The 12,793-nt window shown below is 73.0% G+C and carries 7 protein-coding genes and 1 pseudogene; 2 read left to right on the forward strand and 6 right to left on the reverse strand.

Annotated elements, in window-relative coordinates; translation table 11 throughout:
• Positions 1 to 115 precede the first annotated feature (115 nt).
• The 3 genes from ACN265_RS23235 to nrdR form a co-directional block, all read right to left on the reverse strand.
• The gene (locus tag ACN265_RS23235; RefSeq protein ID WP_421409487.1) at positions 116 to 1,057 is read right to left on the reverse strand and encodes a DUF2332 family protein; all 942 of its coding nucleotides are present in this window, start codon (positions 1,055 to 1,057) and stop codon (positions 116 to 118) included.
• Positions 1,058 to 1,254: 197 nt separating this feature from the next.
• The gene (locus ACN265_RS23240; RefSeq protein WP_204923956.1) at positions 1,255 to 4,143 is read right to left on the reverse strand and encodes a vitamin B12-dependent ribonucleotide reductase; all 2,889 of its coding nucleotides are present in this window, start codon (positions 4,141 to 4,143) and stop codon (positions 1,255 to 1,257) included.
• A gap of 80 nt (positions 4,144 to 4,223) precedes the next feature.
• Positions 4,224 to 4,712, reverse strand: a complete 489-nt coding sequence (gene nrdR, locus ACN265_RS23245) for a transcriptional regulator NrdR (RefSeq protein ID WP_420117423.1) — start codon at positions 4,710 to 4,712, stop codon at positions 4,224 to 4,226.
• Positions 4,713 to 5,294: 582 nt separating this feature from the next.
• Here nrdR and lexA point away from each other — a divergent pair.
• Positions 5,295 to 6,080, forward strand: coding sequence for a transcriptional repressor LexA (gene lexA / locus ACN265_RS23250; RefSeq protein ID WP_088646445.1), 786 nt, complete (start codon positions 5,295 to 5,297; stop codon positions 6,078 to 6,080).
• Between the two features lie 385 nt (positions 6,081 to 6,465).
• On the opposite strand, the pseudogene ACN265_RS23255 reads toward lexA, so the two are convergent.
• Both ACN265_RS23255 and hflX read right to left on the reverse strand, forming a co-directional pair.
• Positions 6,466 to 8,346 (reverse strand): annotated as a pseudogene (locus ACN265_RS23255) (hypothetical protein); the annotation flags it as partial.
• 48 nt (positions 8,347 to 8,394) lie between these two features.
• Positions 8,395 to 9,873 (reverse strand): GTPase HflX, encoded by a 1,479-nt coding sequence (gene hflX / locus ACN265_RS23260; protein ID WP_421409489.1) that lies wholly within the window; start codon positions 9,871 to 9,873, stop codon positions 8,395 to 8,397.
• A 148-nt stretch (positions 9,874 to 10,021) separates the two neighbouring features.
• Between hflX and ACN265_RS23265 the strand changes: the two genes are divergently transcribed.
• Entirely contained in the window at positions 10,022 to 11,494 is a 1,473-nt protein-coding gene (locus ACN265_RS23265) for an NAD-dependent malic enzyme (RefSeq protein ID WP_204923953.1), read from the forward strand.
• Between the two features lie 458 nt (positions 11,495 to 11,952).
• Here ACN265_RS23265 and dapF read toward each other — a convergent pair whose 3' ends face one another.
• The gene (gene dapF / locus ACN265_RS23270; protein WP_421409492.1) at positions 11,953 to 12,786 is read right to left on the reverse strand and encodes a diaminopimelate epimerase; all 834 of its coding nucleotides are present in this window, start codon (positions 12,784 to 12,786) and stop codon (positions 11,953 to 11,955) included.
• Positions 12,787 to 12,793: the final 7 nt, after the last annotated feature.

The following is a 12,793-nucleotide window of genomic DNA, read 5'->3' on the forward strand; positions in this document are numbered from 1 at the left end:
CGGAGTCGTCGGCACCCCAGCCTAGTGATGATCGATGTCATCCGCAGTCCCGTAACACTCACGGAACGTCATGGCCCGCCGCACGTCCCCACCGGACCGAGCCGGTCACCCGGGGTCAGCCGAACCAGTGCGCCTCCTGGCCGTGCGAGCGCATCCAGGCCAACGGCGTCCCGTCGAGGGCGAGCACGTTGTGCAGCGTCCCGTCGGGCGGGGCCGGCAGCGCGTCCACGTCCCAGCCGAGCACGTCGGCCGCCTCGGCGGACACCCAGTGACCGGGCAGGGCGCGGACCAGCGCGACGAAGGCCTCCCGGCGCGGCGGCGGCACCTGGTAGAGCACGGAGGTGTGCAGGACCACCAGCGTCGCGCCGGCCGGTGCCCGCGCGGCCAGCGCCGGCAGGTCGTCCACCAGGTCGCCCCGGACCAGTTCCGGTGGGTCGGCGGCGGCCACCGCCGCTGCCGCCCGCAGCCGGGCCCTTCGATGGGTGTGCTCCGGCCAGATCAGCGCGTCGAGCCAGCCCACGTCGGCCGGGTCGGTGACGTCGAGCGGGTTCAGGTCGAGGCCGGCCCGCCACACCACCTCGGGGCGGGTGGTCGGCGGCCCGGTCCCGCTCAGCGTGCAGTCGAGGACCGTCTCCCCTGCCCCGAGCAGGTGGTCGCCGTAGCGGTAGGCGTACCGGTCGGGGTAGAGGCAGAGGCCGGCGGACGCCCCGACCTCCAGCAGCGCCAGCGGCTGCGGCAGGGCGGCCAGCACCGGCAGCAGCGCCGCACAGCGGCCGGCCTCGTTGGTCTGTACCGCCCGGGTGAGCATCGCGGCCCGGACGGCGGCCCAGTGCGCCTTGGTGTGGGCGCGGAAGGCGGCCGGCTCGTCGACCGGCCCACCGAGCCAGCGGACCACGCCGAGGAGCAGTTGCGGCTGCCGCTTGGCCGGCGGCAGGCCGTCCAGCAGGGCGAGCAGTTCGTCGTCGCGGGCGACCGCGTGGGCCAGCCGTTCGTAGGCCGGGGAGACGCCGTGCGCCTCCCGGGTGGCGAACTCGACGTACCGGCCGGCGGTGGTCATGCCCCGATCATCCCCGCCGCGCCCGTCCGGCGCGGCCCCCGGTGCGCCGCCGTCGGCGTGATCCGCGCAACGGCAGCGAGGTGGCGGTGTCCGGGTAGGACCCATGCCGCTACCTCGCCCCACCGGGGTCGATCATGGCGACGGGACGCGGGAGGGCCGGCACCCGTCGGATGCCGGCCCTCCGTGCGACGCGTACGTCAGCTGCAACCGCTGGTGGAGCCGCAGCCCTCGCAGACGTAGCAGCTACCTGCCGGGCGCATCTTCGTACCGCAGGTGAAGCAGAGCGGCGCGTCGGCGGCCTTGCCGATCACGGCCTCCAGCAGCTCGGTGGAGGAGCCCACGGCGGGCGCCGGCTTGACGGCGGCCACCCCGGCCAGCTCCTGGGCCGGCTGGGCCACCGGTCCGGTCTTCGGCTCGGTCGCCTCGACCGGGGCGGAGGACGCCATCGCCGTCAGGTCCGTGCCGGCGGCCTCCGCGTCGGCCTCGGCCCGCAACTGCGCGGCCCGCTCCTTGGCGGTGAAGATGCCCAGCTCGGCACGGCGCTCGTAGGGCAGGAAGTCCAGCGCCAGGCGACGGAAGATGTAGTCCATCACCGAGGCGGCCATCCGCACGTCCGGGTCGTCGGTCATGCCTGCCGGCTCGAAGCGCATGTTGGTGAACTTGCTGACGTACGTCTCCAGCGGGACGCCGTACTGCAGGCCGATGGAGATCGCCACCGAGAAGGCGTCCATCACCCCGGCCAGGGTGGAGCCCTGCTTGGACATCTTGAGGAAGACCTCGCCGAGGCCGTCGTCCGGGTAGGACGAGGCGGTGAGGTAGCCCTCCGCGCCGCCGACCGAGAAGGAGACCGTCTGCGAGGGGCGCTTCTTCGGCAGCCGCTTGCGCACCGGGCGGTACTCGACGACCTTCTCCACGGCCTTCTCGACCTCGGCGGCCGGAGCCGCCGTCTCGGCCGCGCCCTTGTTGGGCTTGGCCACCGACAGCGGCTGGCCCACCTTGCAGTTGTCCCGGTAGATCGCCAGCGCCTTGAGGCCGAGCTTCCAGCCCTCGAAGTAGATCTTCTCGACGTCGGCGACGGTGGCCTGCTCCGGCATGTTGACCGTCTTGGAGATGGCCCCGGAGATGAACGGCTGGACGGCCGCCATCATCCGCACGTGCCCCATCGGGGCGATCGACCGCTCGCCCATCGCGCAGTCGAAGACCGGGTAGTGCTCCGGCTTGAGGCCGGGGGCGTCCACCACGTGTCCGTGGTCGGCGATGTGCTCGACGATCGCCTCGACCTGCTCCTCCGGGTAGCCGAGGCTGCGCAGGGCGCGCGGCACGGTCTGGTTGACGATCTGCATCGAGCCGCCGCCGACCAGCTTCTTGAACTTCACCAGCGCCAGGTCGGGCTCGACGCCCGTGGTGTCGCAGTCCATCATCAGGCCGATGGTGCCGGTCGGGGCGAGCACGCTGGCCTGCGCGTTGCGCCAGCCGTTGCGGTCGCCGACCTTGTTGCCCTCGGTCCACTGCCGGGTGGCCTCGCGCTGGATCGCGGTGGCCACGGTGCCGGCCGGCTTGATGGCGTCGTTGGCGGCGGCGTGCTTGCGCATGACCCGCTTGTGCGGCTCGGCGTTACGGGCGTAGCCGTCGTACGCGCCGACGATGCCGGCCAGCTCGGCCGAACGGCGGTACGCGGTGCCGGTCATCAGCGACGTGATCGCCGCCGCCACCGACCGGCCCTGCTCCGAGTCGTACGGCAGGCCGGAGGCCATCAGCAGCGCGCCGAGGTTGGCGTAGCCGATGCCGAGCTGCCGGTAGGCGCGGGTGGTCTCACCGATCTTCTCGGTGGGGAAGTCGGCGAAGCAGATCGAGATGTCCATCGCGGTGATGACGAACTCGACCGACCTGACGAACTTCTCCACCTCGAAGCCGCCGTCGGCGCGGAGGAACTTCATCAGGTTGAGCGAGGCCAGGTTGCACGAGGAGTTGTCCAGGTGCAGGTACTCCGAGCACGGGTTCGACGCGGTGATCCGGCCGGTCTCCGGGCAGGTGTGCCAGTCGTTGATGGTGTCGTCGTACTGCAGGCCCGGGTCGGCGCACTCCCAGGCGGCCTGGGCGATGGTGCGGAACAGCTTCTGCGCGTCGATGGTCTCGATGGTCTGCCCGTCGAGGCGGCCCCGCAGGTCGAAGCCGCCACCGTTCTCCACCGCCGTCATGAACTCGTCGGAGACCCGGACGGAGTTGTTGGCGTTCTGGTACTGGACGCTGACGATGTCGTTGCCGCCGAGGTCCATGTCGAAACCGGCGTCCCGCAGCGCGCGGATCTTGTCCTCCTCGCGCGCCTTGGTGGTGACGAACTCCTCGATGTCCGGGTGGTCGACGTCGAGGATGACCATCTTGGCCGCGCGCCGGGTGGCCCCGCCGGACTTGATCGTCCCGGCGCTGGCGTCCGCGCCGCGCATGAAGCTGACCGGGCCGGAGGCGGTGCCGCCGGAGGAGAGCAGTTCCCGGGAGGACCGGATACGGGACAGGTTGACCCCGGAGCCGGAGCCACCCTTGAAGATCAGCCCCTCCTCCTTGTACCAGTCCAGGATGGAGTCCATCGAGTCGTCGACGGCGAGGATGAAGCACGCGCTCACCTGGGCCGGCGACGGGGTGCCGACGTTGAACCAGACCGGCGAGTTGAAGCTGAACACCTGGTGCAGCAGCATCCAGGTCAACTCGTGCGCGAAGACCTCCGCGTCGGCCGGGTTGGCGAAGTAGCCGTGCTGCTCACCGGCGGCCCGGTAGGTCTGGACGACCCGGTCGATGAGCTGCCGCAGCGACCACTCCCGCTCCGGGGTGCCCACCGCGCCCCGGAAGTACTTGGTGGTGACGATGTTCGCCGCGTTGACGCTCCACGACTCGGGGAACTCCACCCCGCGCTGCTCGAAGTTGATCGAGCCGTCCCGCCAGTTGGTCATGACGACGTCGCGGCGCTCCCACGCCACCTCGTCGTACGGGTGCACGCCCTCGGTCGTCCAGACCCGCTGCACCTTGAGGCCCGTCACCGCGCCGTTCTTCGCCGCCCGCGACCGGCTTGTTGTCACGCCGTCCCCCGCCATCTCATCGGCCCCCTCGTCTGCGCGGCCACCCGCCACGCGTCGTCACTGTCAGAATCCAGGTCGTTGCTGTCGGAAAAGAGTCAGTCGGTACGGTCGGTGGCCCCGGCCGCGTCGGCGCGGGCCTGTGCGGCGGCCCGCAGCGTCTCGATCTCGCGTTCGAAGTCGGCAAGCGAGTCGAACGAGCGGTAGACGCTGGCGAAGCGCAGGTAGGCCACCTCGTCCAGGTCGCGCAGCGGGCCCAGGATCGCCAGTCCCACGTCGTGGCTCGGCAGTTCGGCCGCGCCCTTGGCCCGGACGGTCTCCTCGACCTTCTGGGCCAGCAGGGCGATGGAGTCCTCGTCGACCGGCCGCCCCTGGCACGCCTTGCGCACCCCACCGATGATCTTGGTCCGGCTGAACGGCTCGGTCACGCCGCTGCGCTTGACCACCGCGAGCACGGCCTCCTCGACGGTGGTGAACCGCTTGCCGCACTCCGGGCAGGAACGCCGCCGCCGGATGAGCTGACCGTCGTCGGCCTCACGCGAGTCGACCACCCGGGAGTCGGCGTGCCGGCAGTACGGACACCGCATCGCCTGACCTCCTTGATCGGCCGGGGCCCGCCCGCCCGCCTCCGGGCACGCGTCGGCCCGGCGGAGCCGGCTCCGCCGGCCGTCGCCGTGGTCGACGATACGGGAGTGCGGTGGGTAGTCGAACCCAACCTGTGGGCAACTTACGCCCATGTGACTACTACATCTAGGGGTCGACCGTAGGCCGCCGAGGGGGTCGGGTCAAGTTGCCGGCGTGTCCGGCGCGTCACCTCCGACCACCGGCGGCGACCCGTCGTCCCGGGGACACGCTGGGTGCAACCGACGGGGCCCACGGGAGGTTACCGGCCGCCCGGACAGGCCCCCCGGACGGAGGACGCGACCCGGCCGACAACCCGCCGGACGCCGACTCGACGGGGACGTACCATCTACCAGAACAGGCGTACGAAAGGCCAGGATTTCCACCCGACACGCCGAGTTGCGTCGTACAGATGTTTGAAAATGACCGATCTCACCTATACGGTCATGAACGACCGGGCACGGCGCACCACGTCGGTCCGGCACCGCGACACCCCCGCATGCACCACGAGCCGCCAAGGCACCCAGCGCCGACCAGGGAGGACGGACGTGACCGAGGACCGGGCCAGCCGGCAGAAGAACCCGCAGCCGATCGCCGAGGCGGGTTCCCCGGCCAGTCGGCGTCCCCGCGCCGCCCGCAGCCGCACCGGGCAACCGGCCGTCCGCCCGGTCACGCCGGTGGTCAGCGGCTTCCCCGACCCGACCGCCGTCGACCTGACCGCCCGGCAGCGCCGCATCCTGGAGTTCATCCGCAGCTGGGTGGAGCGGCACGGCTACCCGCCGAGCGTCCGCGAGATCGGTGAGGCCGTCGGCCTGGTCTCCCCGTCGAGCGTCGCCTACCAGCTCAAGGAGCTGGAGAAGAAGGGCTTCCTGCGGCGCGACCCCAACCGGCCCCGCGCGGTGGACGTGCGCGCCCCCGGCGGGGACGCCGACGACGAGCTGAGCCGCGCCCAGCGCCCCACCCCGGCGTACGTGCCGATGCTGGGCCGGATCGCCGCCGGCGGGCCGATCCTCGCCGAGCAGGCGGTGGAGGACGTCTTCCCGCTCCCCCGCGAGTTGGTGGGTGAGGGCGAGGTCTTCATGCTCCAGGTCAAGGGCGACTCGATGCTCGACGCGGCGATCTGCGACGGCGACTGGGTCGTCGTCCGGCAGCAGCCGATCGCCGAGGCCGGTGACATCGTGGCCGCCATGCTCGACGGCGAGGCGACCGTCAAGACCTACCGGCGGCGCGACGGCCACGTCTGGCTGATGCCGCAGAACCCGGCCTTCGATCCGATCCCGGGTGACGACGCCACCATCATGGGTCGGGTCGTCGCCGTGCTCCGCCGGATCTGACCCGTACCCTGACTGGCCGTCCTTCCCCGGGGAGGGCGGCCGGTCAGGTGTAGGCGGGGGGTCCGCCGCAGCGTCAGTAGCGCTCGCCGCTGCGGCCGGGCGGTGGGCCGTACTGGCCGCCGCGCCGGTCGTCGTGGCCGTCGCGGTGCGGGCCGGAGCGCGGCTCCCGGGGGCCGGCAGCATCCCGGCGCGGCGGCTCTGCCCGCCCACCGCCGTAGACACCGCCACCACGACCGCCAGCGGGCGCGCCACCCCGGCCACCGGCCGGGGCACCACCACGCCCACCCACCGGCTCGGCACCACGGCCACCAGCGGGCGGACCGCCCCGAGCACCGTCACGTCCACCGGCGGGCGGACCGCCACGACCACCGGCCGGGGCAGCGCCACGGCCACCAGCGGGCGGACCACCTCGACCATCGGCCGGGGCACCACCGCGCCCACCGGCCGGGACGCCGCCACGGCCACCGGCCGGGGCAGCGCCGCGTCCATCCGGCGGCGTGCCACCACGACCACCCGGCGGCGTGCCGCGCCCGTCCACCGGGGCACCGCCACGTGCTCCCGGAGGAGCACCACGGCCGCCGGCGGGAGCACCGCCGCGCCCACCGGCCGGGACGCCCCCGCGCCCACCGGCGGGAGCACCGCCGCGCGGGTCCGCGGAGGGCGGGCCGCCCCGGGACGCGCCGCCGGCCGGGGCACCGTGGGGCGCACCGCCGCGCGGACCCGCGCCGTTGCCCGCCGGACCGCCCGCCGGGGCGGCACCGTAGACCCCACCACCGGCGGGACGACCGCCGCCGTACACACCGCCACCCGCCGGACGGCCGCCGGACGATGGCGGACCACCGCCCGGACTGCCGGCGGGAACCGCACCGGCCCCGGCCGGGGGCCGGCCACCGCCGTAGACCGCGCCGCCGGCCGGGCGGGCAGCCGCGCCGCCGGCCGCCGCCGGAGCACCGTAGACACCGCCGCCGCGCGGCCGGTTCGCGACCGGCTCGGCGGCAGGGGGACCATCGCCGGCCGAGGGCCCCTCGGCCCGGGAGACCGCGCCGGAGGTGAACACGTCGTCGTCGGGGTCGTCGGGGTCGTCGCCGGCCGCGGCGGCCCGCCGCCGGGACCGGACGATCCCGACGATGCCGGCCCCGACCAGGAGCGCGCCGATCACGCCGACCGCACCGATCAGATAGGTGATCTGGTCCAGGCTGAGATCGTCGTACCAGGACCTCTCGGCCGCCGGCTTGGCCCCCGCCGCGCCCTCGATCGTCTCGGCGCCCTTGGTCGACGGCGTGTAGCCGAGGATGTCGATCGGGTCCTCCGCGGCGAGTTCCCCGCCGTCGGAGACGGTGACGAACCCGGTGCCGTCGGGGGTGTACGAGATGGCCTCACCGAACGGGTCGGCCAGCGGGGTGACCCGGGGCTTGCCGGTGGTCAGCGCGGCGACGATGTCGTCGCCGCTGACGTCGTACTCGAAGGCGTCGGCGTAGGTGCGCAACACCACCCGGCTGCCGTCGGGCGATCGGGCCGCCCCGGTGATCGCCACCCGGCCGATGATGTTCAGCGGGTTGTCGGTGGTGGTCTTGGGCAGGGTGATCTCGCCGACCTTCTTCATCGGCACCGGCTCGGTGTTGCCGTCGGGGTCGAGCTTGGCCTCCGGGGTGAAGATCTCCGCCTTGCCGCTGGGCACCTTGGTGATGACCAGGGGCAGGCCGTCCGCGCCGATCAGCAGCGCCTCGGCGTCGTGCGGCTTGCGTTCCGGGTACGACAGCCGGTGCAGCACCGGCTGCTTGGACCCGGAGACCGGCATCGTCCAGACCGCGACCCGGGTACGCCGTTCCCTGCTGGTGACGTTGTCGCCGGTGTCGGCGATCCAGAGGGTCTTGCCGTCGGGCGAGAGGGCCAGGTCCTCGGTGTCGAAGGGGCCGTCACCGGAGTACTTCACCGGCTCCTTGGCGATCTTGCACTTGGTGTCCAGGAAGAAGACCCGCTTGCGGCTCTCCTGGAGGGTGCCGTCGTTGATCACGATGTAGCCGGTCTTCGTGGCGACCAGACCGGACAGCTCACGCAGCCGCTCGTCGGTGATCGTGCACTTCTTCTTGCCTGCCGCCGCCGCGAGCGGACCCGCCCCGACGGCCAGCGGCCCCGCGCCGGTGACGGGCGGGGCCACCCCGGCGGGGACGGCGGAGACCGGTGCCGCCCCGGCGGCAGCAGCGGGTGCCACGGCCGCGCCGAACAGGGCGAGGGCAACCGTGACCGAGGAGACAGCGCGGCGCATGGCGTCAGTGTCGCATGCCGCGATGAACCTCAGGTCACACCGGAGCGCTCACCGACTGCCGGCCACCGCCGGGTCACCCGCCGCCACGAACGGCATCAGCTCGGCGGCCAGCGCCTCGCCCACCCGGACGTGCAGGAGCGTGCCCTCGGGCAGGTGGGAGGTGCTGAGCACCTCGCCCTGCCGGTGCAGCCGGGCCACCAGGTCACCCCGGTCGTACGGCAGCACCACGCGGACCTCCACGGCCGGGCGGGGCAGCCGCTGCTCGATCACCTCACGCAGCCCGTCGATGCCACGCCCGTTGTGCGCGGAGACGAAGACCGCGTCCGGCCAGAGCCGCTTGAGCCGCAGCAGGGTCTCCTCGTCGGCGGCGTCGGTCTTGTTGACCACCAGCAGCTCGGGCAGCCGGTCGGCACCGACCTCGGAGAGCACCTCCCGCACGGCGCGGACCTGCTCCTCGGGGTCGGGGTGGGTGCCGTCGACCACGTGCACCACCAGATCGGCCTCGGCGACCTCCTCCAGCGTCGAGCGGAACGCCTCGACGATCTGGTGCGGCAGGTGCCGCACGAAGCCCACCGTGTCGGAGAGCGTGTAGACCCGCCCGTCCGAGGTGGTGGCCCGCCGGGTGGTCGGGTCCAGCGTGGCGAAGAGCGCGTTCTCCACCAGCACGCCCGCACCGGTGAGCCGGTTGAGCAGGCTCGACTTGCCGGCGTTGGTGTAACCGGCGATGGCCACGGCCGGCACCGCGTTGCGGGAACGGCGGGCGCGCTTGGTCTGGCGTACCGTGCGCATGGCCTTGATCTCCCGGCGCAGCCGGGCGATGCGGTGCCGGATGCGCCGCCGGTCGGTCTCCAGCTTGGTCTCACCCGGGCCACGCAGGCCCACGCCGCCGCCGGCGCCGCCACCCCGCCCGGAACCACCGGTCTGCCGGGAGAGCGTCTCGCCCCAACCACGCAGCCGGGGCAGCAGGTATTCGAGCTGGGCCAGCTCGACCTGCGCCTTGCCCTCCTTGCTCTTGGCGTGCTGGGCGAAGATGTCGAGGATCAGCGCGGTGCGGTCGACGACCTTGACCTTGGTGCGCTGTTCCAGGTTGCGCAGCTGGGACGGGGACAGCTCACCGTCGCAGATCACCGTGTCGGCCCCGGTGGAGAGCACCGCCGCGCTGAGGTCGTCGACCTTGCCCCGGCCGACGTAGGTGGCCGGGTCGGGGCGGCTGCGGCGCTGGATGAGCCCTTCGAGCACCTGTGAACCGGCGGTCTCGGCCAGCGCGGCCAGCTCGGTCAGCGAATTGTCGGCGTCGCGCTGGGTGCCCTCGGTCCAGACGCCGACGAGGACGACCCGCTCCAGCCGGAGCTGGCGGTACTCGACCTCGGTGATGTCGGTCAGCTCGGTGGAGAGGCCGGGGACCCGCCGCAACGCCTGCCGCTCCGACAGCTCGTACTCACCGGTCGTGGCGTCGAGGTCGTCGTCCGAGTAGGGGGTGTGGGTCTCCTGGTCTCGCAAGCTGCGACTCCTGTCCGTTCTGTGCATGTACCAAGTAATCCTGACATGGGTCAACGCCGAGCGCGACTGCTATATGCCCGTGGTGGAGGTCGCCGAACGCGGGGGCGGCTGCCGCCGTGGCCCGGTGGGCGAGTAGAAATGCTGACGAGCCGCCAGCGACGACGGAGGTATTTCCGTGGCCATCACCCGACTGCCGAGTGCCGGATTCTCGATCACGATCCGGATCGCGGTCCCCGCGGACGCCTCCTCGATCGGCCGGCTGACCACGTCGGTCGGCGAGGCCGGTGCGATCGTCACCGCGCTGGACGTGGTCGACTCCGACCCGACCAACGTGATCGTGGACCTCACCTGCGACACCGCCGACGCCGGCCACGCCGACCAGGTCGTCGAGGCGCTCACCGCGCTCGACGGGGTGGACGTGCGCAAGGTCTCCGACCGGACGTTCCTGCTGCACCTCGGCGGCAAGATCGAGGTGCACTCCAAGGTCGGGCTGCGGACCCGTGACGAGCTGTCCCGGGCGTACACCCCGGGGGTGGCCCGGGTCTGCCAGGCGATCGCCGACAACCCGGCCGACGCCCGCCGGCTCACCATCAAGCGCAACACGGTCGCCGTGGTCAGCGACGGCTCGGCCGTGCTCGGCCTGGGCAACCTCGGCCCGGCGGCGTCGCTGCCGGTGATGGAGGGCAAGGCGGCGCTGTTCAAGCGGTTCGGCGGGGTGGACGCCTGGCCGGTGGTCCTCGACACCCAGGACACCGACGAGATCGTGGCGATCGTCAAGGCCATCGCCCCCGCGTACGGCGGGATCAACCTGGAGGACATCGCCGCGCCGCGCTGCTTCGAGATCGAGGCCCGGCTGCGCGAGGCCCTCGACATCCCGGTTTTCCACGACGACCAGCACGGCACCGCGATCTGCGTGCTGGCCGCGCTGACCAACGCGCTGCGCGTCGTCGGCAAGCAGCTCGCCGACGTCCGGGTGGTCGTCTCCGGGGCCGGCGCGGCCGGCACCGCGATCATGAAGCTGCTGCTGCGTCAGGGCGTCGGCGACATCATCGCGTACGACCGGCAGGGCGCCCTGCACCGCGACCTGCCCGACCTCAACCCGGCCTGGCAGTGGCTGGCCGAGAACACCAACCGGGACAACTACTCCGGCGACCTGGCCGGCGCGGTCCGGGACGCCGACGTCTTCATCGGGGTGAGCGCCCCCAACCTGCTCACCGGTGACGACATCGCCACCATGGCCAAGGACGCGATCGTCTTCGCGCTGGCCAACCCCGACCCGGAGGTCGACCCCCGGGAGGCCCGCAAGCACGCCGCGATCGTCGCCACCGGTCGCTCGGACCAGCCGAACCAGATCAACAACGTGCTCGCCTTCCCCGGCGTGTTCCGGGGCATGCTCGACGCGCACGCCGAGGAGTTCACCGAGGAGATGGCGATCGCGGCGGCCCGCGCCATCGCCGACGTGGTCGGCGAGGACAAGATCAACCCGACGGTCATCGTGCCGAGCGTCTTCGACTCCCGGGTCGCCCCGGCGGTCGCCGCCGCCGTCCGGGCCGCCGCCCAGAACCCGGCCGTCACCCCGCCGCCGGCCGCCGACCCGGGCCCTGCCGACCTCCCCGAGATCGCCGCCACCGCCAGCGCCACCCCCTGACCCCTCCCCCTCAGAGCCCCGCCTCCCGCCAGCCGACCCAGCCCCGGCCGGGCTCACCCCGGCTTCGGCGGGCCCCGGCCTGGCTAGCCCCGGCCCCGCTGACCCCGGCCTCGCTGGCCCCGGCCCCGCTGGCCCCGGTGATCAAGAAGTTTGCGTCACCCCGATCGGCACCCGATGACGCAAACCTCTTGGTCACCGCGCACCCTCCCGTCCGGCACCAGTGATCAAGAGGTTTGCGTCATCCCGCCAGCCACTTCTGACCCGAACCTCTTGATCACCGCGCGCCACCCCGTCAGGGCCTGGTGATCAAGAGGTTTGCGTCATCCGCCACGCCGGTTCTGACGCAAACCTCTTGATCAACGAGGCGGGGCGGAGCGAGGCGGGGCGACGCAGCGGGGTGCGGCGGGGTGGCGGGGTGAGGCGGGGCGGAGTGTGGGTGGGGCCGGGGGGGGTAGCGGTCAGGGGAGGGTGAGGGTGCCGGTGGCGACGAGGACGGCGGGGCCGGCGAGCCAGCAGGAGTCGGCGGTGACCGTGACCGTGAGCCGGCCACCGGGGACGTCCACCGCCACGACACCGGTGTCCAGGGTGGCGTCGCGCAGCGCCACGGCGGCGACCGCGCAGGCGCCGGTGCCGCAGGACAGGGTCTCGGCCGAGCCGCGCTCGTAGACCCGCATCAGGATGTGGCCGTCGGTGCCGTCGACCGGGTCGGCGGGGGCGGTGAACTCGACGTTCACCCCGTGCGGGAAGACCCGGGGGTCGAATTCGGGTGCCCGGGTCAGGTCCAGGTCGGCCAGCTCGATTCCGGCCGGCAGGGCGCAGACCAGGTGCGGGTTGCCCACGTCCACCGCCGTACCGGGCAGGGTCAGCCCGCCGAGGACGGCGCGGGAGGCGTCGTACAGCCGGGGGCGGCGCATCTCGACGGCGATGGTGTCGCCGTCGACCCGGGCCCGCACCAGGCCGGCGCGGGTCGCCACCGGCAGGGTTCCGCCGGTGGGGGTGGCCAGCCCGGTCGCCAGCAGGTAGCGGACAAAGACCCGGGACCCGTTGCCGCACATCTCGGCGAACGAGCCGTCGGAGTTCCAGTAGTCCATGAACCATTCGGCCTCACCGGCGAGGGCGACCCCGTCGGGGTGTTTCGCCGCGCGGACGACCCGCAGCACGCCGTCGCCGCCGAGGCCGCGCCGCCGGTCGCAGAGCGCGGCGACCAGGCCGGGGGTCAGGTCGAGGGTGCCGTCCGGATCGGGCAGGACGACGAAGTCGTTGCCGGTGCCGTGGCCCTTGGTGAACTCCACGCCCCCA

It is taken from the genome of Micromonospora sp. WMMD730, from assembly GCF_049178955.1.
Classification (GTDB): domain Bacteria; phylum Actinomycetota; class Actinomycetes; order Mycobacteriales; family Micromonosporaceae; genus Micromonospora; species Micromonospora wenchangensis.